This is a genomic window from Streptomyces purpurogeneiscleroticus (assembly GCF_020024005.1).
Taxonomy (GTDB): domain Bacteria; phylum Actinomycetota; class Actinomycetes; order Streptomycetales; family Streptomycetaceae; genus Streptomyces; species Streptomyces purpurogeneiscleroticus.
Genome location: NZ_NHSG01000104.1, coordinates 1 through 24,017, shown reverse-complemented (window position 1 = coordinate 24,017; position 24,017 = coordinate 1). Strand labels below are relative to the sequence as shown.

Below are 24,017 nucleotides of genomic sequence, written 5' to 3'. Positions count from 1 at the left end.
ATGCAGCCCGCACCCGCGCCCTACATCCCGCAGCAGGCCGCCGGCCCGCAGGGATACCCGGGCCAGCAGCAGCCGCGGCGCCCGATGAGCACGGGGTACGAAGCGATGCGCCCGGCGGCCCCGGTCGCGCCGCGCCCCGCTCCGTACGAGGATCCGTACGGCCGCCCGCAGCACCCGCGGGGCTACTGACCCGCCCGGTCGGCCAACTGTCCGACCGCCCGGTCAAATGTCCGACCCTGCTGGCAGGATGGGCACATGCCGAACTCGCGCCTCCGTGCCCTCCAGCTGTACCCGGTGAAGTCTCTAGCGGGGACCTCCCCCGGCTCGGCCGCCGTGGAGCCATGGGGCCTGGCCGGGGACCGGCGCTGGCTGCTGGTCGACGAGGAGCGGCGGCATGTCACGCAGCGGTCCCGGCCGCGGCTGGCCCTGGCCGTCGCGGAGGCGCGGCCCGACGGGGGAATCGGGCTCAGCGCGCCGGGGATGCAGGACCTGTCCGTGGAGGTTCCTGCCCCCGGCACGACCGTGCCGGTGCAGGTCTGGCGGGACAAGGTGGACGCCGTGCCCGCGTCCGCGGAGGCCGCAGAGTGGTTCAGCACATATCTGGGCGCCGAGGTCACGCTCGTTCACATGGACGACCCTGCTGTGCGCCGGTCCGTGCGCCAGGACTATGCGCGCCCCAGCGACACGGTGAGCTTCGCCGACGCCTTCCCGCTGCTGCTCACGACGTCGTCCTCGCTGGACGCGCTCAACTCCCTGATCGCCCAGGGCGACCACGCCGACGAGGGCCCGCTGCCCATGGACCGCTTCCGGCCGAACGTCGTCATCGAGGGCACGGCCCCGTGGGCCGAGGACGACTGGCAGCGGGTGCGGATCGGCGAGATCACCTTCCGGGTCGCCAAGCCCTCCGGCCGCTGCGTGGTGACCACCACCGACCAGCGCACCGCCGAGCGCGGCAAGGAGCCGCTGCGCACGCTGGCCCGCCACCGCCGCTTCGGCGACGACCTGGTGTTCGGGCAGAACCTCATACCCGAGTCGCGCGGCACGCTCCGTGCCGGCGACCCCTTCGAGGTCCTGAGCTGACGTCAGCCCGTGTTCTTACCCAGCCGCCACCCCATTTCCGCGGTTTCCGTACACCGCGGCGCACCGCCCCCGCCGGCCCGGCGGTGCTGCCCTCGACCAGCGCGTTGCGGGGGCCTGTCCAGGCTGCATATGGTGACCGTATTGCGGTGGCGACAGGGAGATTCACGTGCCCATTCCTGCCGGGGACTCGGCGCGCGATCGCGTCATCCCGGTGCATCAGATGCGCCCCGGCGATCACGCTTTCGTCAGTTACGACGACGACGAGATCCGCTGGGACGTTCTGACGGCTTTCACTCGGCTCGGCCTGGCCCGTGGCGAGCGGGTGATCGTCTTTCCGCGTCCCGGGCTGCCCGAGGAAGAGGTGCTGGCGCGACTGGACTTCCCCAACCGCACGACGGCGACGGCCCGCATCAGGGGCCAGTTGGTGCTCAGCAGCATGCGCCGGCTCATCAGCCCCGATCCGGCCTTCACGGCCGACCGGCAGTGGAGCCGGCTGCGCGAGGAGACGGCGCAGGCCGTCGCGGAGGGGTACACGGGCCTGCGGGCGTTCATCGACATGCACTGGGTGCCGGAACTCGGCGCGGACGTGCACACGATGATGCACCGCGAGTCGAACGCCGACGAGCTCTTCAAGGGCCGCCCGTACAGCGAGATCTGCGCGTACGACCGACGCTGGTTCGCGCCGGAGGTGCTGACCGCCATGGCTGAGGCGCACCCCCGTAACCTCCTCGAACAGCTCGGCGCGCTGCATACGGAGCGGACCCCGGACGGCGCGCTGTGCTTCGTCGGCGAGGCCGACACCGCGACGAAGCGGCTTTTCCTCACTTCCCTGGAGCTCGCCCTGGCGCAGGGCGCGGCTGCGGGCCGGCTCACCCTGGACCTGAGCCGGCTGCACTTCCTGTCGGTCGGCTGCGCCACCGGCCTCCTCACGCTCGTCCAGGAGGCGAACAGCCTCTCCCGGGTCGAGGTCCGGGCCGATCCGGTACAGCTCCGCACGCTCCAGCGGCTTGGAGCGGCTTCGATTTCGCGGCTGACGCTGTCGGAGGTGACGCGACCGTGCTGATCCCCGAGTCCGCTCGCTCTCAGAGCGCCGGCGACGAACCGAGTGTCAAGTACCTACTGCAGCGGCGCTTCACCGCCCGGCTGCTCCCGCAGGTGCGGCTGCTCGTCGAGGAGTGCGCGGCCCGTGAGGGCCTGGCCGAGCCGCGGCGCGGGGAGTTCGTGCTGGCGGTGGACGAGGTGGCCGGTAACGCCGTCGAGCACGCGGGCGGCAGCGGCCGGCTGGTCCTGCGCCGGGTCGGCGATGAACTGGAGTGCCTGGTCATCGATTCGGGCCCGGGCTTCACGGAGGCCGTCATCCCCGAGCTGCTGCCGGGCCTGGACGGTGCGCCCACGGGGCGCGGGCTGTGGATGGCGCGGCTGGTCGCCGACCGGCTGTCGATCGCCGCGGGCACGGCGGCCGGCGCGGTGGTCACACTGGCGGTAAGGGTTCACTGAAACACCCCCGCGAAAGCCCCTGGACGGCCGCTGGACGCTCTTGAGCGGCTTCCGGCACCCACGGGCGCCCCGCGCGCGCCTGCGGCCCTCTCGCGGCCCCTCCGCCGCACGCCCGCCACCCACGTCCACCACCCATGGCGGCGATAGAGTGGCGGTCCGTACGAGTCCGTGATTTTGCTCGCTCTTCATGAACACCGCGCATGAAGGGCCCGGAATGAGGTAGTTACGGACGCGGAAGGGGGTGCCGGACCGTGCGAGCGATGAGTGGACTGTGGCGTTGGCGGCGCAATCCGCTGCGGCGCAGGACCGATCTCGCCGAGGCGTGGCTGGCGCTGGGCGCCGCCCTCCTGATCGTGTTCGGGGCCTCGGCGGCCGGCTGGACGACCGCCCGCACCGCCGGCGACACGCTTCTGGAGACCGTACGGACCCAGCACGCCCAACGGCACCTGGTGCGGGTGCAGGTGGACCGGCTGCTGCCGCATCCCCCCGTGGACCCCGACCCCGAGACGGCCACCCAGCGCGACGCGCACCGCAAGGTTCTGGCCAACTGGCGAGGCGTGGACGGCAGCCGGCACATCGGGGTCGTCGCGGCGCCGCGTCCGGTGGTGCCCGGCGACCGCTTCCGGATCTGGACCGACGGCCGCGGCCGGGTCATGCCCCGCCCGATGGACGTCACGACAGCGAACTCCCATGCAGTGCTCGCCGGCCTGGGCGCGGCGGCACTGGCCGGCGCCACGGTCGAGGGCTGCCGCAGGCTGGTGCTGTGGCGGCTGATGCACCACCGCTACCGCCGCTGGGACGAGGCGTGGGAGCGCGCGGGCCAGGACTGGGGACGGGCCGGCGCCGGCAGCTGAGCACGCGCCGCCCGCAGGGTGCGGAGTGCGTCACCGTCTGTAGGACGAGGTGGCGACCACGTCAACTGCCGTACGCCGAGCGCGCTACGGTGGTGCAGCCAGCCGCTCGGCTGGGGCCTGCGCAGCCCGTACGCGGACATATCCGCGCGTACCACCGCGGGCCGGAGAACAGCCGCACGAGGTGGGGGCACGACATCGCCATGGCACAGGGCTCGGTCCAGGTCACGCACTCCGGGACGTCGCGCTGGCGGCGTCGCACAGGGGAGTACAGCTCCCTGGCCGCCGCCCTCGAAGCAGCCGGGGACGGCGATGTGCTGACCGTCGCGGCGGGCACGTACCGGGAGAACCTCGTGCTGTGCCGGGCGGTGACGCTGCGCGGGCCCGACGGGGCGCGCGGCTCGGTGCGGATCGCGCCCGCCGACGGCGTGGCGCTGACCGTACGGGCCTCGGCGACCCTCCAGGACCTGCACGTGGAGGCGCAGGACTCGGCGGCGCCCGCCCTCCTGGTGGAGGACGGCGCACCGGAGCTCACGGGGCTGCGCGTGGTGACGCGGTCCGCGACCGGCATCGAGGTGCGCGGCGGCGCCCGGCCCACGGTGCGGCGCTGCACGGTCGACAATCCGGGCGGCGTGGGCATCAGCGTGCTGGACGGGGCGGGCGGCGTCTTCGAGGACTGCGAGGTACTGGCTGCCGGGCAGACAGGCGTGGCGGTGCGCGGCGGGGCGCATCCGCGGCTGGAGCGCTGCCGGGTGCACCACACGAGCGGCGCCGGCCTGGCGGTGAACGGCGAGGGCAGCGCGGTCGAGGCGGTCGGCTGCGAGCTGTACGAGATCAAGGGCGCGGGCGTGCAGGTCGCCTCGCGCGCCACTGGACACCTCACCGACTGCACGGTGCACCGCACTTCGGCGGACGGCGTCACCCTGGACACGGACGCGGTGCTCACGGTCGCCGACTGCGACATCCACGACATACCTGAGAACGCGCTGGACCTGCGGTCGCGTTCGGTGCTGACGCTGACCCGCAGCCGGGTGCGGCACTTCGGGCGCAACGGCCTGTCCGTATGGGACCCGGGCACACGGGTGGACGCCAACCAGTGCGAGATCCACGACAGTACGGGCGACTACCCGGCGGTGTGGGTGAGCGACGGCGCAACGGCGGTGCTGGACTCGACCAGGGTGCACGACGTGCCGGACGCACTCTTCGTGCTGGACCGCGGCTCACGCGCCGATGTGGTCGACTCCGATCTCGCGCAGGTACGGAACACCGCCGTTTCGGTCAGCGACGGTGCGACCGTACAGCTCGACGACTGCCGCATCCGGGAGGCCGCGACCGGCGCGTGGTTCCGCGACCACGGCAGCGGCGGCACGCTCTCGGGCTGCACGATCGAGGACACCCAGACGGGCGTGATCGTCACCAAGGGCGCCGACCCGAACATCGAGCGGTGCACGGTCAGCACACCGGCCGAAGCGGGCTTCTACGTGTCAGCGGAGGGCCGCGGCACCTTCCACAACTGCCGCGTCACGGGCAGTTCCGGCTACGGCTTCCATGTGATCGACGGCTGCCGTACGACGCTGACGCGGTGCCGTACGGAGCGGTGCGCGCGCGGCGGGTACGAGTTCGCCGAGGACGGGCCGACGGCGGTGGACTGCACCAGCGACGAGAGCCGGGTGACCCAGCCGGCGGCCGCGGCGGTGCCGTCCGGCGTGCCCTCGCCGACGGCCGCTGTGGCGCCTGTGACGGCCGCGCAGCCCGCGGGCACGGCCGGCCTGCTGGGCGGCGCCCCCGCGGCGCCCACGGCGCCGCAGACGCCCGCCGAGCCGGTCCCGGACACCCGGCCCTCGGAGGAGGTCCTGGGCGAACTGGACACGCTCGTCGGCCTGGACAGCGTCAAGCGCGAGGTGCGCAGCCTGATCAACATGATCGAGGTGGGGCGGCGCAGGCAGCAGGCGGGCCTGAAGGCCGCGTCGGTCCGCCGCCACCTGGTCTTCACCGGCTCCCCCGGCACGGGCAAGACCACCGTCGCGCGGCTGTACGGCGAGATCCTGGCATCGCTGGGCGTACTGGAGCGCGGCCACCTCGTGGAGGTCTCCCGGGTGGACCTGGTCGGCGAGCACATCGGGTCGACGGCCATCCGTACTCAGGAGGCGTTCGACCGGGCGCGCGGCGGGGTGCTCTTCATCGACGAGGCGTACGCGCTGTCCCCGGAGGACTCCGGGCGCGACTTCGGGCGCGAGGCGATCGACACCCTGGTCAAGCTGATGGAGGACCACCGGGAGGCGGTGGTGGTCATCGTGGCGGGCTACACCGCCGAGATGGAGCGCTTTCTCGCGGTCAACCCCGGTGTCGCCTCCCGCTTCTCGCGGACCATCAAGTTCGGCGACTACGACCCCGAGGAGCTGCTGCGGATCGTCGGGCAGCAGGCCGAGGAGCAGGAGTACCACCTCGCCGACGGCACCTCCGAAGCGCTGCTGAAGTACTTCACCGCGCTCCCGAAGGGGCCGTCGTTCGGCAACGGGCGCACCGCCCGGCAGACGTTCGAGGCAATGGTCGAACGGCACGCGGGCCGGGTGTCGCAGCTCCCCGACCCGAGTACCGACGACCTCACGCACCTCTACTCCGAGGACCTGCCGGCGCTGCCCTGAGAAGCGGCGGGCCGCTCCCCCGGGCCGGCGTCCCGCTCGGCGTCCGGCTCGCCGGGCTGCTGCGGTATCCCGGGCGCCAGATGGGCGAGGAGTTCGGCGCGGGCCGTCCCGAACTCCGGGTCGGCCTGGTAGTCGCCGTGCCCGAGGGTCTGGGCGGGCAGTGGGTGCTGGAGGGTGCGTCCGAAGACCAGCGGGTCGCGCAGCGGCCCCCGGTCGATCGCCGCGCCGTCCTCACAGGTGAGGCGGACCGGGCCGCCGATGGGGTCGGTGAACCGCCACAGGTTGCGCCAGGCGTCCATCTCGCGGTGCAGTCCGGTGAGCGCGGCGGGCCCGAAGAACGCCGGGAACCAGCGTCCGTAGAGCCGCTCCAGCGGCGACCCGTACGTGAGCAGCGCGACCCGGCTGCGTGTCACCGGGTCCAGCTGCCAGACGGCGGCGGCCGCGAGGACGCTGCCCTGGGAGTGCCCGGAGAGGACCAGCCGCCCGTCGTGGGTCTCGGTCCAGGTGGCCATCCGCCAGGTCAGGTCCGGGACGGCCCGCTCGGCGTAGCACGGGGGCGCGAAGGGGTGCGCGGCGCGCGGCCAGAAGGTGCCGACGTCCCAGAGGATGCCGATGGTGCGGCGGGCCGAGGCGTCCTTGTAGGCGCGGCGTCCCATGGCGAGCAGGAGGACGACGCCGGCGCCCATCAGCCAGGAGCCGAGCGCCTGTGCCGTCTCGGCGACGGCGTCCACGAAGGCGGGCGCGCCGTCCAGCGCCCGGCCGGGCGGCAGGCCCGTGAGCCGGGCACCGAGCACCGCGCCCGTACCGAGCACGAAGGTGACGGCCGTGATCACGCCGATCAGCACCGGCGCCCGGTCGGTGAGCCCCGCGCGCGCGATGGTGCCCGCGATCCCCTTGGTGCGCTGCGCGTCGGGCTTCTCCTCGTTCTCGTACAGCCCGGGGATGTCGGGGACGACCTCGCGGCGGACGGCGAGCACCTGGAAGCCGGCCGCCACGACCAGCAACAGGACGACGATCAGCAGCACCGGGATGACCGATGCCTGCCAGGAGAGCAGGACGGGCGGGCCGGCCATCGGGGCGTGCGCGTCGCCCGGGGTCGCGCCGCGGTCCAGCCAGTCCGCGGTGCGCTGCGCCACTCCCCCGGTGAGCACGCCGCCCAGCGCGCAGGCCAGCAGCGCCACGGAGGCGCCGGCCAGGCCCGCGAGGGCGGTGCGCTCCGTGCCCCGCGCGGCACGCTGGAGCACCCCGGCGGTCAGCAGCAGCCCGACGACCAGCGCGCCCTGAAGAACGGCGACGATCCCGAAGGCACCGGAACCCGGGAGGTGACCGGCGGAGGTCCAGCCGGGGCGCGCCCAGGCGGTGTGCACGGCGATCAGGGCCAGCGCGGCGAGCGCGGCGTACGGAAGGCACCTGACGACCGGCCGGTCGGTCTCCACGTCGGGCTCCGCCTCGCTGCGCGCGGTGCGGCAGACGATGACCACGCTGAGCACCGCGAGGACGGCGACCAGCGCGGCCAGTGCGTACCCGGTCCAGCGCAGCCACACGTCGGCGCCCGGCCGGCTGTCGGCGTCGTGCGCGGTCAGGAGCAGCGCGGTGGCGATGGTGAGCAGCCCCGCCGCGGCGTGCGCGGAGCGCAGCCGGGCGACGACCCGGCGGCCGTACCAGAAGCCGTCCAGGCACAGCGTGGGGCGCTCGGAGGGCGGTGTGTCGCGGGAGGTGCCGGGGCGGCGCGGCGGCGGGGAGGCGGACTCGTACGCGCTCCAGGTGCGGTGCGAGAGCCACCACAGCAGGCCCACGAGGAGCAGCGGAAAGGCGCTCGCGACCACGAGGCGGCGGCCCGGCAGGCTCCACCAGCCGTCGTGCGCGGTGCTGAGGAAACCGAGCCAGGAGCGGTCCGCCGAGCACGAGAGGCTGCCCGCGCACTGCCAGGCGAGCAGGTCCAGGGCCACCTCGCAGGCCCCGGCGGCCAGCAGCACCGTGAGGGTGAGCGCGAGGATGCGTACGAGGACGTCGTAGAGGCGCTGGGCAGGGTGGCCGCGCGGGGCAGCGGGACGCATCCAGTGCGCGAGGTTCGCCACCATGAAGGGCAGCAGGATCAGCCAGAGGGCGCGGCTGCCGTTGCCCGAGGTGAGGTTGGACCAGCAGTACGCCTCGCGGACCGGCTCCTCGGGGTCGCCGTCGCGCTCGTCGGCGGGGCGCTCCTCGGCGTCCGCGTCGGTGGCGCGGCGGTAGATGGCGGCGGTGTCGTCACCGGTGACGCGCACGACCCGGGGGTCGTCGAGCATCTCCGCGGGTGTGGTGCCGCCGACACCGTGAACCAGCAGTTCGAGGGAGATCCGGCCTGGTCTGTGCGCGGCGGCGTCCTCGTCCCCGCTGGGGTCCGTTGTGTCTGCGGGCGCGGACCGGTACGTAGTGTCCACTGTGCTTCCCCCGATGTCCGTACTTCGATGTGCGTCCCGGATTCTTTCTTGCCCGCCGGAGCGCCGCATTCACCTCATCCGGTCCGGGCAGTCACTGTCAGTGCCTCGTGCGAGGATGTCCCCGAACAGCAGCGCTTTCGTGACCTGGGGCGCGCGGTGAGCCGGGACGAAGGGACAGGCCGGGTGAGTGACAACCAGAACCTCCTCGCCGAGCAGCGGCGTGCCCTGATCCTCGATGAGGTGCGGCGGCGCGGCGGCGTCCGCGTCAATGAGCTGACCCGCAAGCTGAGTGTCTCGGACATGACGGTCCGTCGGGACCTGGACGCGCTGGCCCGCCAGGGTGTCGTGGAGAAGGTGCACGGCGGCGCCGTCCCCGTGAGCGAGCCGAGCGCGCACGAACCGGGGTTCGAGGCGAAGTCCTCTCTGGAGCTGTCGGCGAAGGAGGCCATCGCCGAGGCGGCGGCCCAGATGGCGGCGCCGGGCAGCGCGATCGCGCTGGCGGGCGGCACGACGGCGTTCGCGCTGGCCCATCAGCTGCTGGACGTGCCGGACCTGACCGTGGTGACGAATTCGGTCCGGGTGGCCGATGTGTTCTACGCCGCGCAGCGGGCGGCGGCCGGCGCCGGCGGCCCGCGCCCCGGAGCGGCCACGGTCGTGCTGACCGGCGGCGTGCGGACGCCTTCGGACACGCTGGTCGGCCCGGTGGCCGACGCCGCGATCCGCTCGCTGCACTTCGATGCGCTGTTCCTCGGGGTGCACGGCATATCGGTCGAGGCAGGACTGTCGACGCCGAATCTCGCCGAGGCGGAGACCAACCGCCACTTCGTGCGGTCGGCGCGCCGGGTCGTGGTGGTCGCGGACCACACGAAGTGGGGCACGGTGGGCCTGAGTTCGTTCGCTTCGCTGGACCAGGTGGACGTGCTGGTCACCGACCCCGGTCTGCCGGCGCACGTCCGGGCGGAGTTCGCGGAGTTGCCGCCGCGGCTGGTGGTGGCCGGTGAGCCGGAAGACGACGCAGACATCTGACGAGGCCCCAGCTATGGTGTGCGACGCCGGAATGTTCGACGGTCGGTCCTGACCTCATCACTGTGTGTAGGGGGTGCTCGTCCCATGACGCACCGACTGAGCCCTGTCGGGCTCGACTTCGCCGAGTCCGCGCCGCTGCGGATGGTCTTCGCGGCCGAGATCTCCGCGCCCCCCGAAGCGGTGTACGCCGCGCTCGCGGACGACGTCGGCTCCTGGTGCGCGTGGTTCACCGGGGTCTCACGGATCACCCCGACCGATGGCGGCAAGGGCCGCTCGGTCCGGCTGACGGGCGGCACCCGCTTCCACGAGAGCATCCTGGCCGCCGAGCGCCCGGAGCACTACGCCTACCGCGTCGACGAGACCAACGCGCCGGGCCTGCGCGCCCTGCTGGAGGACTGGCGGCTCACCCCGGCGCCCGGCGGCACGCTCGTGCGCTGGACGTTCGCCGCCGACGGCCCCGCGCCGTTCCGCTCGATGATGCAGCTGAGCCGCCCGATGCTGGGCCGCGCGTTCCGCGACTCGATGCGGCAGCTGGACCGGCGCCTCGTCGGCGTGTGAACGACGCTGCGGCGGCGCCTGAGCGGGCGTGAGCGACGCGCCGGGGCCCGGGCGGCCCGGCCCCGCCGACGAGCCCGCAGCGGGCCTCTCACGCCGGCCAGGTGCCCTCGGCGAGGAAGGTCTGCAGGGTCCGGGCGTACGGCGCGATGTCCAGCCCCTGCTCGGCCAGCCAGGCGTCGGAGTAGTACTTGTCGAGGTAGCGGTCGCCGGGGTCGCACAGGAGGGTGACCACCGAGCCCGTACGGCCCGCGGCAACCATCTCGGAGACGATCTTCAGCGCGCTCCACAGCCCCGTGCCCGTCGAGCCGCCCGCCTTGCGCCCGATGGCGGTCTCCAGCGCCCGTACGGCGGCCACGCTCGCCGCGTCCGGCACCTTCATCATCCGGTCGATCGCGCCGGGCACGAAGCTGGGCTCCATCCGCGGCCGCCCGATGCCCTCGATGCGGGAGGCGGTGCGGCAGTCCGTCTCGGCGTCGCCATTGAGCCAGCCGTCGAAGAAACAGCTGTTCTCCGGGTCGGCGACGCACACACGGGTGTCGCGCTGCATGTAGTGCACGTAGCGGGCGATGGTCGCCGAGGTGCCGCCGGTGCCCGCGGTGGCCACGATCCACGCCGGGTCCGGGTACCGCTCCAGGCGCAGCTGCTGGAAGATCGATTCGGCGATGTTGTTGTTGCCGCGCCAGTCCGTGGCCCGCTCGGCGTAGGTGAACTGGTCCATGTAGTGCCCGCCGGTCTCGGCCGCGAGCCGGGCGGAGACGTCGTACACGGTCCGCGGGTCGGCGACCAGGTGGCAGGTGCCGCCGTGGAACTCGATCAGGCGGGTCTTCTCGCGGCTGGTCGTCGCGGGCATCACCGCGATGAACGGCACCCCGATCAGCTTCGCGAAGTACGCCTCGGACACGGCCGTGGAGCCGCTGGACGCCTCGATGACCGGCTTGCCGGGGCGGATCCAGCCGTTGCACAGCCCGTAGAGGAAGAGGGAGCGGGCGAGGCGGTGCTTCAGGCTGCCGGTGGGGTGCGTCGACTCGTCCTTCAGGTACAGGTCGATGCCCCACTGCTCGGGCAGCGGGAAGCGCAGCAGGTGGGTGTCGGCGCTGCGGTTGGCGTCCGCCTGGACCTTGCGCACGGCTTCCTTGAGCCAGCCGCGGTAATCGGAGTCGGTGCGGTCCACATCAAGGGTCGGCAGGGGCGCGCCTTCGGGGGCCGCCGGGAGATCGCAGGACCGGTCGCCGGCACCCACGAGGCCGTCGTCCCGCCCGTCCGTGTGCTGTGCGGTACTCATCGACGTGCTCCTCGCGGTCGTCCCGGCCCGCCGTGACCGCCGGGCCCAGCTCGATCATAACCATCCTCCACACGCTGCTCACCTGCATAAATGACCCTTTGAGCAACCCCAAGGAGCCCTCGGGGTACAGGTGTTCGCAGGCTCACGACCAGGGGAACTGGTGCCCGGGCCGCGATCCGGGCAGACTTCATGAAGGACGCGGGCCGTTGCCCGCTGCCATGGGTGTGAGGAGGCGGTGCTCCATGAGGGAGCCGGAGTTCAACGCGACCGGTGTGCGCATCGAGCGCTGGCTGCGGTCGCTGACCCGAGCGGGTCAGGTCATCATCAGGGACGGCAGGCTGGCACTGCTGACGAGCTACGGCAAGGAGATCGACAGCGCACCGCTGACGTCGGTCCAGGCCCACCGGCCGCGGTTGCTGGCCCGGGACCGCGCATTCGCCACGCTCAACGGCAATCGCTACTCCCTGACCATGGGCGCCCCCGAGCGCTTCCTGGACGCCGTACGGGCCGCCGGCGCCCGCACCTGACGCCGTGCCGGAGCGGCGGACGATACGCCCGGACGGCCGCGCCTGCGGGCCGTACAGGAGCGCGCGCGGGGACCGTACGGGTCCGCGGGCGGCGGCACTGCGACTGCATTCGGGTGAAGACCGGTGGGACGCGCTGGGGTTGCGGACCCTCTGCGGTTGCGGGAGTACGGACGCGGGCCGACCCTGGACTGACTCGCATCACCAAGAGTCGACCACTGGTGACTCAGGGTGAATGGGACATCGCCGGACCCGGTCCTCGCGTTTCCGTAGCGGCGGGCGCGCCCGGCCTCATCAGGGGAGTCGCGGTCGTGATCAGGCAGCCCAGCAGGCACTGCGCGGTGGAGCTCCAAGCCCTGCCGGCACGCATCGGCCAGATGCGCAGAATCGTATCGGCACAGCTTCGTTACTGGCGTCTCGACGCCTTGATCGACCCCGCGACGCTCGGGGTGACGGAGCTGCTGGCCAACGTCCATCAGCACGCCCTGCCCAGCAAGCAGTGCACGGTCGAACTGTCGGTCCTACTGGATCAGTTGACGGTGTCGGTACGCGATCTCGATCCCCGACTGCCGCGGCCCGCGGCGGCCGGTCCGCTGGATACCGGGGGCCGCGGGCTGACCCTGATCGCGGAGCTGAGCGAGAGCTGGGGCGCCCGTCCGGAGGACACCGGCAAGGTCGTGTGGTTCACGCTCCCGGCGCTCACCCGTGGCCGCGAGGAGCCGGGCCACGCACTCACGTGTCTGCCGGAACCGCCCGAGACGGAGCGCGCCGAAGCGAGCAGCGGAGTGCGCACAGCCGCACGCGGCGCACGAGTGGGCTGAGCGCCCGGTCCCCGAGGGGCCGGGCGCTCAGCCGTCCGTACGCACCACCCGGGCAGCGGGCACGCTCACGTCGCGCCTCCCCTGCCCTTGCCGTGCGTGCCGAACTGCTCGTACAGGACGGAGAGCCGCCGCCAGTACTCGTCCTCGTCGATCTCACCGGACGCGAACCGGTGGCCGAGCACGGAGAGGGGCGACGGGCCGGTACCGGTCTCCGCGGCCGCGCCGGACCGCTGCCAGGGGCCCCGTCCGCGCCATACGGTGCGCCGCAGCAGGGTGACCACGCCGATGACGGCGACCGCCCACAGCAGCGGGAAGAACAGGATCCAGGGCCCGGGACCGCCGCCGGACCAGGATGTTGCCAGGACGTCCATGATGATCAGCTCCTCGAAGATCACGCCGTTTCCGCGTTCCCTTCGAGCCTGATCCGCCGGACGCCTCCCGTCGTCGTACGGACAGCGGCAGCGGGCGTACCTCTTGGGGAGTACGCCCTGAAATGGGGCCGGCGGCGCCGAGCCGTGTGTCGACGCGCGGCCGGGAATGCCGTAGGCCCCTGCTCGGTCGTGTCAGCCGGTGCGCTCGCCCTCCAGGACGACCAATGGGTCGTCCAGTACCGGCTGCCAGGCCAGCTCGGCCGCGCCCACCAGGGCGTTGTGGTCCAGGGTGCACGGCAGTATCGGTACGCCGCCGCTGCGCCCCCAGAGGCTGCGATCCGCCACGACGGCCCGCAGCCGCTCCGGGTCGGCCTCCAGAAGCGCGCGGTGCAGCCCCCCGAGGATGATGCGGTCGGGGTTCAGGATGTTGACGAGTCCCGCGATACCGAGGCCGAGCCGGTCGATCAGCAGCTCCCCGGCGGCCCGTACGGAGGCGTCCGCGTACTCCTCGCGCAGCAGATCCGTCGCCTGCTTGAGCAGTGAGCCCTCGGGGCCCGGCGTACGGCCCGCGGCACTGAGGAAAGCGAGCGGGTCCGCCTCGACGTCGAGACAGCCGCGGCTGCCGCAGTGGCAGGGGGCGCCCTCCGGGTTGACGGTGAGGTGCCCGACCTCCAGGGCCAGGCCCGAACTCCCGCTGTGCAGCCGGCCGTCCAGTACCAGCGCGCCGCCGACCCCGCGGTGGCCGGAGGCCACGCACAGCAGGTCGCGGGCGCCGCGCCCGGCGCCGTGGCGGTGTTCGGCGAGGGCCGTGAGGTTGACGTCGTTGCCGCTGAAGCCGACGTGTTCGGTGACGCCCGGCACCTTGGCGTCGGCCAGCGCCTGGAGGAACAGCGCCCGTACGGGGGCGCCGGCGGGCCAGGCGAGGTGCAGGGGGTTGAGCGCCTCACCGTCCGGCTCGGCGACCGCGGAGGGCACGGCGAGCCCGGCACCCAGGCACTGCCGTCCGGAGTCGCGCAGCAGCCCGGAACCGGCGCGTACGGCCTCGGACAGGATGCGCGCCGGGTCGGCGGGGATCGTGCCGCATCCCGACGTGGTGGCCACGATCCGGCCACCGAGGCCCACCAGGGCGACCCGGTAGCCGTCGGCGTGGATCTGTACGGCCAGCACGACGGGCCCCTGGTCGGCGATGAACAGCCGGTGCGAGGGGCGCCCCTGGGTGCCGGCGGCGGCGGTCGGGTGCGCGTCGACGGTGATGAGGCCGAGCGCTTCGAGCTCGGCGGCCACCGCACCGGCCGTCGCGCGCGTCACGCCGAGTTCGGAGGTCAGCACGGCACGCGTCGGCGCGCGCCCGGTGTGTACGAGCTCCAGCGCGGGCCCGAGCGCGCCACGGCCCCGCTCCAGCCTGGTCGTCCGAGTGTGGGTCACGCCGTCCATTCTGACTTTGTATCCGATGTGAACAAAACACGGCCCGCCGCCTCCCGGAAATCCGCCGGTCGCGCGCCGCACACCGAGACGCTACCCCCGCGCCCGCACCGTGTACGGCCACCCGACCGCTCGTCCCGAGAGGGGCACGGCCGACCCGGCGCCCATGCGGCCGGAATCACGCACTGACAGCCCACGGTTCCGGCTCGATACTTGAGTACGGACCCCCGGATGTGAGTACGAACACGGATGTCCGTCCCGCCCGGAGCACGTACGACTGGACACGTACCTCTGCATCTGCACATGGACCGCCCCTGGGGGGACACATGAAGGCGATACTCCGGCACCGCGACCCCGAGACGCCCCGGCAGCGGGCGCACCCGGCTCCCTGGCTGCGTGACGCGGCGCGGCTGACGTTCGGCAATGCTCTCTCCTGCATCTACCTGACCCTCGTCGCGGCGGCGGTGGTCTTCGCCGTCGTCGACTCGCTCTTCGTCGACCACCCGGACGCCTCGATGTCCGGCGTCTGGGCCGCGCTGCTCACCTCCCCGACGCTTTTCCCGCTGTGGTTCGCGGGGGATGCGATGTGGAGCGACGCGGGTGCTCCCGCCTGGTACTCGATGGCGACCATCGGTCTCGCGGCGCTGGTCAACGCGCTGTTGCTGGGTCTGGTCCACCGCGCGCTGCGCGGCCGACCGGCCGCACCCAAGCCCATTGTCAGTGGCGGCTGGGACACTCGTTGGTATGGAGATCACTGAATTCGTCGAAATGCTCCGCCGGGACGGCCAGTTGCTGGCGGACGCCGCGGACAAGGCCGGCCCCGACGCCTCGGTCCCGTCCTGTCCCGACTGGCAGGTCCGCGACCTGCTCCTGCACATCGGCCGCGTCCACCGCTGGGCGACGGGATATGTCACGGAGGCGACGGACGGGCGCGTGCGGCCGCCCGAGGCGCCCGACCTGGACGGCACGGCGCTGGTGGAATGGGTGCGCGAGGGCCATGCCGCCCTGGTCGCGGCGCTGGCGGCAGCCCCGGCCGACCTGGCTTGCTGGACCTTCCTGCCCGCCCCTTCGCCGCTGGCGTTCTGGGCCCGCCGACAGGCTCATGAGACGGCGATACACCGCATCGACGCCGAAGCGGCGCTCGGTGCCGGCTTCTCCGCCGTCGACCCCGCGTTCGCCGCGGACGGCATCGACGAGATGCTGATGGGCTTCCTCGCCAGTGACCGCGCTCGCGCGCGCACGGCGCCCGAGAAGGAGTTGTATATACGCACCACGGACGCGCCCGGCGCCGCCGGCACGGGCAACGCGGCCTGGCGCGTGCGGCTTTCGGACGCGCCGCCCCGTATCGAGCGGGAGACGGCGACCGGGGACGAGGACGGCACGGCGGGCCCGGCGGCCGGCCCCGCGCCGGACTGTGTGCTCGAAGGCCCCGCGGCGGACCTCTACGCGATGTTGTGGAACCGCCTGCCGTGGCAGAGTTCGGAGGCGGTGACGGTGACGCTCGGCGGCGACGGTTCCTTCCCCCGGCTCTGGCAGGAGCTGTTCGCGATCTGATCGCGGCCGTGGGGCGCCGGCGACCGGCCCGCGGGTCCCGTGCGGAGCACGGACGGCCTCGACCCTCAGCCCGCGAAGGCCGGCTGCCCGAGCCCCTGGCCCGCGCCCGGGACGACGAGCACCGAGCCCTCCAGCGGATGCCGCGGCGTGTCCTCCTGCGCCGTGGTGATGTAGAGGTCGGTGAGGTCACGGCCGCCGAAGGCACAGGCCGTCGGGCGCCGGACGGGCAGTTCGACCGTACGGTCGAGGACGCCGTCGGGCGTGTAGCGGCGCACCTGCCCGCCGTCCCACAGCGCCACCCAGACACAGCCCTCCGCGTCCACGCACAGCCCGTCCGGGAAGCCGGCGCCCTGCTCGATCTCCACGTAGGGGCGCCGGCCGTGTGCGAACTGCCCCGCGGCGGCCCCGCCTCCGGCGCCCGCGTCGAAGACGTCGATCCGCCGGGTCGGGGTGTCGATGTAGTACATCAGCCGGCCGTCCGGGCTCCAGCCGATGCCGTTGCTGACCGTGACGTCCGAGAGCACTCGCTCCGTGCTGCCGTCCGGGGCGACGCGGGACAGCGTGCCACCGCCCGGCGCCTCGTCGTACGGCATGGTCCCGGCCCACAGCGCTCCGTCGGGCGCCACGGCCGCGTCGTTGCCGCGCCGCCCGGGCACCGCCTCGTGGACCAGCCAGGAGAACTTCCCGGCCGCGTCGTAGAGGCCCACTCCGTCCCGGAGGTTGACGACCAGACCGCCTGCCGCACGCGGCTTCGCGGCGCCCACGTGCTGTTCGGTGACCATGACGGTGCGGCGCCCGGTGGCGGGGTCGTACGTGTGCACCCGACAGGTGAGGATGTCCACCCAGACCAGCCGCGCGTGCGCGGCGTCCCACGTCGGCCCCTCACCGAGCCGCGCACCCGACCGCACAGCAACGTCCCACTGCCTCATGACCGCTCGCCTTCTCCCGGCACCAGTTCTTCCGGCTCCTCCGGCGCGAGCAGCTGCGGCACGAGGCGTGCGCCACTGCCGTGCATGCGCTGGTTGCGGCCGGTGACCGGCCGGAAGCGCTCAGCTTATGAGCGGCCGGAGGGCAGCGGCAATCCCGTGCGCATGACAGACTCGCGCCGTGTCTCCGACCCGCTCGCAGGCCCAACGGGACGCCGTCACCGTCGAGATCGCTTTCGCCGTGGTGACCGGTGCGCTCGCCGGCGTCCTCGCCTTCCTGATCTGCGCGGCGCCCGTCCTCTGGGACGTGCTGCCCGCCTCCTGGCGCGGCTCCTGGCTCATGGCTGCCGCGCTGATCGGCGGCGCGGCCTTCGTCCACCGGGTGGTGCGGGTCCTGTGGCGGTGGCGTCAGCCCAGCCAGCCGGGGCGCACGAGCCCCGACTCGTAGGCCAGCACGACCAGTTGGGCCCGGTCCCGGGCCCCGAGCTTCACCATCGTGCGGCTGACGTGCGTCTTGGCCGTGAGCGGGCTGACGACGAGCCGGCGCGCGATCTCCTCGTTGGACAGCCCCATGCCGACCAGGGCCATCACCTCCCGCTCCCGCTCGGTCAGTTGAGCCAGCCCCTCCGCAGCTGCCGGTTCCTTCGAACGGGCGGCGAATTCGGCGATCAGCCGCCGGGTCACTCCCGGGGACAGCAGCGCATCACCGGCCACCACGGCGCGTACGGCACGCAGCAGTTCGTCCGGCTCGGTGTCCTTCACGAGAAACCCGGAGGCGCCCGAGCGGATCGCCTCGAACACGTACTCATCCAGCTCAAAGGTGGTCAGCATGACCACTTTCACTCCGGTCAGCCGCTCGTCCCCGGTGAGCCGCCGGGTGGCGGCCAGTCCGTCCACGACCGGCATCCGGATGTCCATGAGGACGACATCGGGCCGCCGCTCCCGTACGGCCGTCAGCGCCTCCTCACCATCGGCGGCCTCACCGACCACCTCAATGTCCGGCTGCGCGTCCAGCAGCGCCCGGAAGCCGGCCCGCACCAGCACCTGATCGTCGGCGAGCAGTACCCGGATCACGCGCTCTCCTCCTCGTCCTCGCCCGCCGCACGGGCCGCCGTACCGCCGTCGTTCCCGCCGGTGCCACCGCTCCCCCGCAGCGGGATCGTGGCGCGCACGGTGAAGCCGCCGTCCGCGCGCGGGCCCGCCTGGACCTCGCCGCCTAGCGCGGCGGCGCGTTCGCGCATGCCGACCAGGCCGTTCCCGCCGCCGGGCGATCCCGCTCCGGTGGCCGGCCCGTCGTCGTCGACGCGGAGACGCAGGGCGTCCGCCTCGCGTGCCAGGTGCACGCGTGCGCTGCGGGCCCCGGAGTGCCGGACGATGTTCGTCAGCGCCTCCTGGACGATACGGAAGGCCGCGAGGTCCGCGCCCGGCGGCAGCCCGGACACCCGGCCCTCGACCGACACGGCCACGTCCAGCCCCGCGCTCTTCGCCTGCTCGGTCAGCTCCGGCAGCCGGGCCAGTCCGGGCGCCGGCGACCGGGGTGCCCGCCCCTGCGCGCGCAGCGTGTCGAGCACCTGCCGGACCTCGCCGAGCGCCTCCTTGCTGGCTCCCTTGATCGCCGTCAGGGCCGTGCGCGCCTGTTCGGGGTCGTCGTCGAGCAGGGCGAAACCGACGCCGGCCTGGACGTTGATGACGGAGAGGCTGTGCGCGAGGACGTCGTGCAGCTCGCGCGCGATCCGCAGACGTTCCTCGTCGGCCCGGCGCCGCTCCGCCGCGGCGCGCTCGGCCCGGGCGTGCGCGAGCTGTTCGCGGCGTACGCGGCCCAGCTCGGACGCGGCGACGATCGCCACCACCCAGGCGGCGACGATCAGCTCCTGTCCCCACGGCGCGGCGCCGTCCCCGGCCGGCGGCAGCCATCGGTACAGCCAGTGCGCGACGAGCAGGTGCCCGGCCCACAGCAGCCCCACCGCGCTCCAGGCCGCGACGCGCCGCCCCGCCATGACAGCGGCGAAGTACGCGACCGCGACGAACAGGAAGACCGGACCGTACGGATACCCGCCACCGAGGTAGAGCAGCGCGGCGGCCGCGGTGCCGAACGCGACGGCGCGCGGAAAGCGATGCCGTACGAGCAGCAGGAGGGAGCCCGCGAGCAGCAGAAACTCCGCAACACCGTCGAGGGCCGCCCGGTCCGGCTGCCCGTGCGCGGCAAAGCGCGTACCGACCTGTACGAACACGGCGATCAGCAGGGTCGAACGCCAGGGCAGGCGCCGCGCGGTGCCGCCGTCGGGCAGCGGGTCCGGCGACCGCTCAGCGCCCGGAGCCACGGACCAGCGCCCGCGCGCGGGCCCGAGCCGTCCGAGGCAGTGCCGCCGCCACGACGGCCGTCCCTTGTCCATGCCGCCACGCTAGCCCGCCCCCTGCGCCCGGGGCGTCCGCCCGGCGCGGTGCCGGCCGGTACTCCGTGGGGAGTACGTGGGGAGTACGGAGAGGAGCAGGGGATCGGCCCCCGCCCCGCCCCTCAGCGGTCCAGTGCCGAAAGCGCCCGGTGGGCCAGCGGGTGGGTGCGGACGAGTTCTGCCAGGGTGGTCGTGCCGCGGGTGATCTTCGTGAAGGCGTTCCACGCCGGGCGGAAGCCCGTGATCGTGGCGTGCAGGAGGGCCGGGCGACGGGAGAAGACCGCGAGCATCCGGCGGCCCACGCCCATTTCGACGCCGAGTCCGGCCTTGATCGCGAAGGCGTAGTTGAGCGCCTGGCGGCGCGCGTCCACCGCGTCGTGCGCCTCGGCAACCCGCACCGCCCACTCGCCCGCCAGCCGGCCCGACCGCAGGGCGAAGGAGATGCCCTCGCGCGTCCACGGCTCCAGCAGCCCGGCCGCGTCGCCGCAGACCAGCACGCGGCCCCGGGACAGCGGCGAATCCTCGGCGCGGCAGCGCGTCAGGTGCCCGGACGAGATCGAAGGCTCGAAGCCCGCGAGCCCCAGCCGTGCGATGAAGTCCTCCAGGTACCGCTTGGTGGCCGCGCCCTCGCCGCGCGCGGAGATCACGCCGACGGTCAGCGTGTCCCCCTTGGGGAAGACCCACCCGTAACTGCCCGGGATCGGCCCCCAGTCGATGAGCACCCGCTCCGCCCAGTCCTCGGCGACCGTCGGCGGCACCGGGATCTCCGCCTCCAGGCCGAGGTCCACCTGGTCGAGCTTGACCCCGACGTGCGCGCCTATCCGGCTCGCGCTGCCGTCCGCGCCGACCACGGCGCGCGCGAGCACCGTCTCGCCGCCGCTCAGCACGACCGCGACGGTACGGCGGTCGGGGACGGCGCTGCCGTGCTGCTCGACGCGGCTGACCGTGACGCCCGTACGCAGCTCGGCGCCCGCCTTCTGCGCGGACTCGACGAGCTGGGCGTCGAACTCGGGGCGGTTGATGAGGCCGAAGAGCATCTGCCGGGAGCGGCGCGTCCGCGTCAGCTTGCCGTTCAGGGAAAACGTCACGGCATGCACGCGGTCCCGCAGCGGCAGGTCGAAGCCGGGCGGCAGCGCGTCGCGCGAGGGGCCGATGATGCCACCGCCGCAGGTCTTGTACCGGGGAAGTTCGGCCTTCTCCAGGATGAGTACGCGGCGTCCCGTACAGGCCGCGGCATAGGCCGCCGAGGCGCCCGCAGGCCCCGCGCCGACCACCACCACGTCCCACACGTTCCGGCCGTCCTGGTCTGCGCTCTCGCTGCTCACCTGTGCTGCTACTCCCGATCGATCCCTGGTACGAATCCCTGGCATGGATCCCTGGCTGCCGTACCGCCCGCACCGTTGCGCGTACCGCCCGTGCCGTGCGCGTACCGCCCGCATCCTACGGCTCGCTGATCGCGGAGGTGCCTGTGGGAAGATCGGAGGCACCATCCCCTACGCAGGACGCGTCACGTACGCATGCTCACCGGACGGGATCCGCGCCGCCCCCGGCACCCCGGCTCCTCCCTCGGAGCACGGCGGAGCCCGGCCCCGGCGGACCCGTGCGGAAGCCGCCCCGACAGGACAACGTCGCGCCCACAAGGAGCGTTCCCATGCCTGACAGCCCGCTCGCCACCACCGTCGCCGCGCTGCAGTCCCGCGCCCGGGCCGAACTGACCGAGCTGGTGGCCTTCAAGTCGGTCGCCGACCCCGCGCAGTTCCCGAAGAGCGAGTGCGAGGCCGCGGCCCGGTGGATAACGGGTGCGCTGCGGGCCGAGGGCTTCGAGGACGTCGACGTACTGGAGACGCCGGACGGCACCGAGTCCGTCTACGGCTTCCTGCCCGGCCCGGCCGGCGCCCCCACCGTCCTGCTGTACGCGCACTACGACGTGCAGCCGCCGCTGGACGAGAGCGCCTGGCTGAGCCCGCCCTTCGAGCTGACCGAGCGCGACGGCCGCTGGTACGGCCGCGGCACCGCCGACTGCAAGGGCGGCCTGATCATGCACCTGACGGCGCTGCGCGCGCTCAAGGAGCACGGCGGCGTACCGGTCAACGTCAAGGTGATCGTCGAGGGCTCGGAGGAGCAGGGCACCGGCGGCCTGGAGCGCTACGCCGAGGCCCACCCCGACCTGCTCACCGCCGATGCCATCGTGATCGGCGACACCGGCAACTTCCGCGCCGGCCTGCCCACGGTCACCGCCTCGCTGCGCGGCATGACGATGCTGCGCGTACAGGTGGACACGCTGGCGGGCAATCTGCACTCGGGGCAGTTCGGCGGCGCCGCGCCCGACGCGCTCGCCGCGCTGATCCGCATTCTGGACTCGCTGCGCGCGGAGGACGGTTCCACCACGGTCGACGGGCTGGCGGCGGACAGTACGTGGGAGGGCCTCCAGTACGACGAGGCGGAGTTCCGCAAGGACGCCAAGGTGCTCGACGGCGTGGAGCTGATCGGCTCCGGCAGCGTCGCCGACCGCATCTGGGCCCGCCCGGCCGTCACCGTCATCGGCATCGACTGCCCGCCGGTCGTCGGCGCCACCCCGTCCGTACAGGCGAGCGCGCGGGCGCAGGTGAGCCTGCGGGTGCCGCCGGGCCAGGACGCCGCCGAGGCCACCAAGCTGCTCACCACGCACCTGGAGTCGGCCGCGCCCTGGGGCGCCCGCGTCACGGTCGAGCAGATCGGCCAGGGCCAGCCGTTCAGCGCCGACCTCGGCAGCCCGGCGTACGAGTCGATGGCGGCGGCGCTGCGCGAGGCGTACGACGGCACCGAGATGCAGTCCGCCGGCATGGGCGGCTCCATCCCGCTGTGCAACACGCTCGGCGCGCTGTACCCGGAGGCGGAGATCCTGCTCATCGGGCTGAGCGAGCCGGAGGCGCAGATCCACGCGGTGAACGAGAGCGTGTCCCCGGAGGAGCTGGAGCGCCTGTCGCTGGCGGAGGCGCTGTTCCTGCAGCGGTACGCGGGGAGCAAGGCGGGGGCGTAGAGCGTACGACGGTGGGGGCGGGCCGGACCCGGCCCGCCTGCCGCCCGGGGCGTCACCCCACAGGAACGCCCGCCTCCAGATAGAGCGGGCGTCCCTGTGCGCGGGCGCGCAGGGCCCACCGCAGGCGGTTCCAGCGCACGGGCGGCAGCATCGACTCGGCCTCGTCCTCGGTGACGAACCGCCAGTCGCGCAGCTCCGAGCCCGGCAGCAGCAGGTCCCGTATCTGCTCGTCGGGCAGCCGCCCGCCGTCGAACAGCAGCCGCAGCCCGCCGAATCCGGGCGGCACCGGTGCCTCCCAGTCGAGCACCAGCAGGCGCGGCATCGTGGGGAGCCGGATGTCCAGTTCCTCGGCCACTTCCCGTACGCCGGCGCGGGCGGGCGGCTCGCCCGGTTCCACGACCCCGCCGGGAAATTCCCAGCCGGGTTTGTACGTCGGGTCCACCAGCAGTACCCGGTCCTCCTCATCGAAGAGCAGTACGCCGGCGGCCAGGGTCTCGGCGGTCGGTTCGGGTGTCTGGACGATGTCGCAGGCGCCGCCGCCGGTCCGTACGGCCTCGGCGATGCGCTCGGCCGTCTGCCGCGGCCCGAGGTCCGAGGTGTCGATGACGTGCGCGTCGCCCCGGATCCAGTCCAGCGCCTGCTGGTAGGTCTCCAGCTGCGCGAGGCTCCGCTCACGCACCGGCTCTTCCCCTGTGGACCCGTCCCGCGGGCACTCCTCCCGTACGGGCTCGTCCCGGAGCGCGATCCGCTCCCGGAGGATCGTTTCCTCCGCATGGAGCAGCATGTGTCGCACGGGGATACGGCGCGCGGCCAGCCCGCCGAAGATCTCGTCCCGGTACTCCTGCCGCAGCAGCGTCATCGGCGTGATCAGCGGACCCGGTACCTCCGTGAGCAGCGCGGCGGCCGCGTCGACGACGAGTCTGCGCCAGGACGGCAGGTCCTGGTAGTCGTCGACATCGTCCAGCCGCTTGGCCGGAAGCATCTCCTTCAGCCCACGGCCGACCAGTTCGGGATCGTAGAGCGTGCTTCCGGGGAGCAGGTCCAAGAGTTCCTGTGCCGCTGTGGACTTGCCCGCACCGAACGCGCCGTTCAGCCAGACGATCACGGTTCCCCCTCATCCCTCGACCCCTGTGAGTTGCCCGCAACACCCTGCCACGGAAACGCGCCACGGACGGCCGCTCCCGCACGGCCGGTCCGCGCCGCTGTCAACCCCTCACGCCGGAGCCCACCACCCGGCGCGCTCAGGCGCGGGGAGCCGGTGAGGTGCGGGGAGTCGGTGAGGTGAGGCGTTCCAGGGTGGGAGAGGCACCAGTGGGCTTGAAGATGCCCTTGTAGGCGCTGATGGCGGATACGGAGGCGATGAGGATGCTGCTGATGACGTCCTTGCCCGCGAAGTCGCCGGCGAAATAGGCGCTGCCGAGGCCGACGAGGACCGAGACGGCCATTTGCACGGAGGCGCGGGCGGCGCTGCTCCACTGGGGACGGTTGACGACGGAGATCAGAAGGGGGGAGACGAATCCGATGATCAGGGCCCACATTTGCGCGTTCGTCATGGGGCACCGCCTCTCGCACGGTTCAGGAATGTGCTTGCTTGAGGGGAGCGTCGGGGCGGGCGAGGGGTGCGGCAA

At 73.2% G+C, this 24,017-nt stretch carries 24 protein-coding genes; 14 read left to right on the top strand and 10 right to left on the bottom strand.

Going from position 1 to position 24,017, the window contains the following annotated elements:
* The 6 genes from CCS38_RS04565 to CCS38_RS04540 form a co-directional block, all read left to right on the top strand.
* Positions 1–189: DUF6643 family protein (locus CCS38_RS04565; protein ID WP_372456987.1), on the top strand; the 189-nt coding region annotated here is incomplete at its 5' end.
* Between the two features lie 66 nt (positions 190–255).
* On the top strand, positions 256–1,080 hold the full coding sequence (locus CCS38_RS04560) for an MOSC domain-containing protein (RefSeq protein ID WP_223731891.1): 825 nt from the start codon (positions 256–258) through the stop codon (positions 1,078–1,080).
* A gap of 166 nt (positions 1,081–1,246) precedes the next feature.
* Positions 1,247–2,143, top strand: a complete 897-nt coding sequence (locus CCS38_RS04555) for an MEDS domain-containing protein (RefSeq protein WP_223731890.1) — start codon at positions 1,247–1,249, stop codon at positions 2,141–2,143.
* Complete coding sequence (locus CCS38_RS04550; RefSeq protein ID WP_223731889.1) at positions 2,137–2,577, top strand: ATP-binding protein; 441 nt, start codon at positions 2,137–2,139, stop codon at positions 2,575–2,577. The genes CCS38_RS04555 and CCS38_RS04550 overlap by 7 nt, the downstream gene beginning before the upstream one ends.
* 260 nt (positions 2,578–2,837) lie before the next feature.
* Positions 2,838–3,431, top strand: coding sequence for an Rv1733c family protein (locus CCS38_RS04545; RefSeq protein ID WP_223731888.1), 594 nt, complete (start codon positions 2,838–2,840; stop codon positions 3,429–3,431).
* A gap of 200 nt (positions 3,432–3,631) precedes the next feature.
* Complete coding sequence (locus tag CCS38_RS04540; protein ID WP_223731887.1) at positions 3,632–6,073, top strand: right-handed parallel beta-helix repeat-containing protein; 2,442 nt, start codon at positions 3,632–3,634, stop codon at positions 6,071–6,073.
* Here the strand turns inward: CCS38_RS04540 and CCS38_RS04535 are convergent.
* Entirely contained in the window at positions 6,043–8,493 is a 2,451-nt protein-coding gene (locus tag CCS38_RS04535; RefSeq protein WP_372456986.1) for a hypothetical protein, read from the bottom strand. The genes CCS38_RS04540 and CCS38_RS04535 overlap by 31 nt on opposite strands.
* Before the next feature lie 183 nt (positions 8,494–8,676).
* Here CCS38_RS04535 and CCS38_RS04530 point away from each other — a divergent pair, with 183 nt between their 5' ends.
* Together CCS38_RS04530 and CCS38_RS04525 are read left to right on the top strand one after the other, a co-directional pair.
* The gene (locus CCS38_RS04530; RefSeq protein ID WP_223731886.1) at positions 8,677–9,519 is read left to right on the top strand and encodes a DeoR/GlpR family DNA-binding transcription regulator; all 843 of its coding nucleotides are present in this window, start codon (positions 8,677–8,679) and stop codon (positions 9,517–9,519) included.
* An 84-nt stretch (positions 9,520–9,603) separates the two neighbouring features.
* The gene (locus CCS38_RS04525; protein WP_223731885.1) at positions 9,604–10,077 is read left to right on the top strand and encodes an SRPBCC family protein; all 474 of its coding nucleotides are present in this window, start codon (positions 9,604–9,606) and stop codon (positions 10,075–10,077) included.
* Positions 10,078–10,165: 88 nt separating this feature from the next.
* Here the strand turns inward: CCS38_RS04525 and CCS38_RS04520 are convergent, their stop codons facing one another.
* On the bottom strand, positions 10,166–11,359 hold the full coding sequence (locus CCS38_RS04520) for a PLP-dependent cysteine synthase family protein (RefSeq protein ID WP_223731884.1): 1,194 nt from the start codon (positions 11,357–11,359) through the stop codon (positions 10,166–10,168).
* Between the two features lie 242 nt (positions 11,360–11,601).
* Here CCS38_RS04520 and CCS38_RS04515 point away from each other — a divergent pair, with 242 nt between their 5' ends.
* Together CCS38_RS04515 and CCS38_RS04510 are read left to right on the top strand one after the other, a co-directional pair.
* Complete coding sequence (locus tag CCS38_RS04515; RefSeq protein WP_223731883.1) at positions 11,602–11,886, top strand: hypothetical protein; 285 nt, start codon at positions 11,602–11,604, stop codon at positions 11,884–11,886.
* 308 nt (positions 11,887–12,194) lie between these two features.
* A complete protein-coding gene (locus CCS38_RS04510) occupies positions 12,195–12,704 on the top strand; it encodes an ATP-binding protein (protein ID WP_223731882.1) in 510 nt (169 codons plus the stop codon).
* 65 nt (positions 12,705–12,769) lie between these two features.
* Here CCS38_RS04510 and CCS38_RS04505 read toward each other — a convergent pair whose 3' ends face one another.
* Together CCS38_RS04505 and CCS38_RS04500 are read right to left on the bottom strand one after the other, a co-directional pair.
* On the bottom strand, positions 12,770–13,075 hold the full coding sequence (locus CCS38_RS04505) for an SHOCT domain-containing protein (protein ID WP_223731892.1): 306 nt from the start codon (positions 13,073–13,075) through the stop codon (positions 12,770–12,772).
* Positions 13,076–13,267: 192 nt separating this feature from the next.
* On the bottom strand, positions 13,268–14,500 hold the full coding sequence (locus CCS38_RS04500) for an ROK family protein (protein WP_223731881.1): 1,233 nt from the start codon (positions 14,498–14,500) through the stop codon (positions 13,268–13,270).
* Between the two features lie 323 nt (positions 14,501–14,823).
* On the opposite strand from CCS38_RS04500, the gene CCS38_RS04495 reads away from it, so the two are divergent.
* A complete protein-coding gene (locus CCS38_RS04495) occupies positions 14,824–15,255 on the top strand; it encodes an SCO4225 family membrane protein (protein ID WP_223731880.1) in 432 nt (143 codons plus the stop codon).
* Entirely contained in the window at positions 15,242–16,051 is an 810-nt protein-coding gene (locus CCS38_RS04490; RefSeq protein ID WP_223731879.1) for a maleylpyruvate isomerase family mycothiol-dependent enzyme, read from the top strand. Before CCS38_RS04495 ends, CCS38_RS04490 begins: the two co-directional genes overlap by 14 nt.
* A gap of 65 nt (positions 16,052–16,116) precedes the next feature.
* Here CCS38_RS04490 and CCS38_RS04485 read toward each other — a convergent pair whose 3' ends face one another.
* Positions 16,117–16,980 (bottom strand): SMP-30/gluconolactonase/LRE family protein, encoded by an 864-nt coding sequence (locus tag CCS38_RS04485; RefSeq protein ID WP_223731878.1) that lies wholly within the window; start codon positions 16,978–16,980, stop codon positions 16,117–16,119.
* Between the two features lie 178 nt (positions 16,981–17,158).
* Here CCS38_RS04485 and CCS38_RS04480 point away from each other — a divergent pair, with 178 nt between their 5' ends.
* Positions 17,159–17,425 carry a DUF6332 family protein gene (locus CCS38_RS04480; protein WP_223731877.1) on the top strand — a complete coding sequence of 89 codons (267 nt, stop codon included), beginning with the start codon at positions 17,159–17,161 and terminating at the stop codon, positions 17,423–17,425.
* Here CCS38_RS04480 and CCS38_RS04475 read toward each other — a convergent pair.
* The 3 genes from CCS38_RS04475 to CCS38_RS04465 form a co-directional block, all read right to left on the bottom strand.
* Positions 17,386–18,051 carry a response regulator gene (locus CCS38_RS04475; protein WP_223731876.1) on the bottom strand — a complete coding sequence of 222 codons (666 nt, stop codon included), beginning with the start codon at positions 18,049–18,051 and terminating at the stop codon, positions 17,386–17,388. The genes CCS38_RS04480 and CCS38_RS04475 overlap by 40 nt on opposite strands.
* Positions 18,048–19,370, bottom strand: a complete 1,323-nt coding sequence (locus tag CCS38_RS04470; protein ID WP_223731875.1) for a sensor histidine kinase — start codon at positions 19,368–19,370, stop codon at positions 18,048–18,050. The genes CCS38_RS04475 and CCS38_RS04470 overlap by 4 nt, the downstream gene beginning before the upstream one ends.
* Positions 19,371–19,492: 122 nt before the next feature.
* Entirely contained in the window at positions 19,493–20,695 is a 1,203-nt protein-coding gene (locus tag CCS38_RS04465; protein ID WP_223731874.1) for a geranylgeranyl reductase family protein, read from the bottom strand.
* 326 nt (positions 20,696–21,021) lie between these two features.
* Here CCS38_RS04465 and CCS38_RS04460 point away from each other — a divergent pair, with 326 nt between their 5' ends.
* Complete coding sequence (locus tag CCS38_RS04460; protein ID WP_223731873.1) at positions 21,022–22,389, top strand: dipeptidase; 1,368 nt, start codon at positions 21,022–21,024, stop codon at positions 22,387–22,389.
* Between the two features lie 52 nt (positions 22,390–22,441).
* Here the strand turns inward: CCS38_RS04460 and CCS38_RS04455 are convergent, their stop codons facing one another.
* The gene (locus CCS38_RS04455; protein WP_223731872.1) at positions 22,442–23,494 is read right to left on the bottom strand and encodes an NUDIX hydrolase; all 1,053 of its coding nucleotides are present in this window, start codon (positions 23,492–23,494) and stop codon (positions 22,442–22,444) included.
* A 136-nt stretch (positions 23,495–23,630) separates the two neighbouring features.
* Complete coding sequence (locus CCS38_RS04450; protein WP_223731871.1) at positions 23,631–23,942, bottom strand: hypothetical protein; 312 nt, start codon at positions 23,940–23,942, stop codon at positions 23,631–23,633.
* Between the last annotated feature and the right edge of the window lie 75 nt (positions 23,943–24,017).

Excerpts from the sequence above, each read along its gene's own strand:
- CCS38_RS04560 (WP_223731891.1), top strand. The coding sequence starts at position 256 with ATGCCGAACTCGCGCCTCCGTGCCCTCCAGCTGTACCCGGTGAAGTCT.
- CCS38_RS04545 (WP_223731888.1), top strand. The coding sequence starts at position 2,838 with ATGAGTGGACTGTGGCGTTGGCGGCGCAATCCGCTGCGGCGCAGGACC.
- CCS38_RS04540 (WP_223731887.1), top strand. The coding sequence starts at position 3,632 with ATGGCACAGGGCTCGGTCCAGGTCACGCACTCCGGGACGTCGCGCTGG.
- CCS38_RS04525 (WP_223731885.1), top strand. The coding sequence starts at position 9,604 with ATGACGCACCGACTGAGCCCTGTCGGGCTCGACTTCGCCGAGTCCGCG.
- CCS38_RS04520 (WP_223731884.1), bottom strand. The coding sequence starts at position 11,359 with ATGAGTACCGCACAGCACACGGACGGGCGGGACGACGGCCTCGTGGGT.
- CCS38_RS04515 (WP_223731883.1), top strand. The coding sequence starts at position 11,602 with ATGAGGGAGCCGGAGTTCAACGCGACCGGTGTGCGCATCGAGCGCTGG.
- CCS38_RS04505 (WP_223731892.1), bottom strand. The coding sequence starts at position 13,075 with ATGGACGTCCTGGCAACATCCTGGTCCGGCGGCGGTCCCGGGCCCTGG.
- CCS38_RS04495 (WP_223731880.1), top strand. The coding sequence starts at position 14,824 with ATGAAGGCGATACTCCGGCACCGCGACCCCGAGACGCCCCGGCAGCGG.
- CCS38_RS04490 (WP_223731879.1), top strand. The coding sequence starts at position 15,242 with ATGGAGATCACTGAATTCGTCGAAATGCTCCGCCGGGACGGCCAGTTG.
- CCS38_RS04485 (WP_223731878.1), bottom strand. The coding sequence starts at position 16,980 with ATGAGGCAGTGGGACGTTGCTGTGCGGTCGGGTGCGCGGCTCGGTGAG.
- CCS38_RS04470 (WP_223731875.1), bottom strand. The coding sequence starts at position 19,370 with ATGGACAAGGGACGGCCGTCGTGGCGGCGGCACTGCCTCGGACGGCTC.
- CCS38_RS04460 (WP_223731873.1), top strand. The coding sequence starts at position 21,022 with ATGCCTGACAGCCCGCTCGCCACCACCGTCGCCGCGCTGCAGTCCCGC.
- CCS38_RS04450 (WP_223731871.1), bottom strand. The coding sequence starts at position 23,942 with ATGACGAACGCGCAAATGTGGGCCCTGATCATCGGATTCGTCTCCCCC.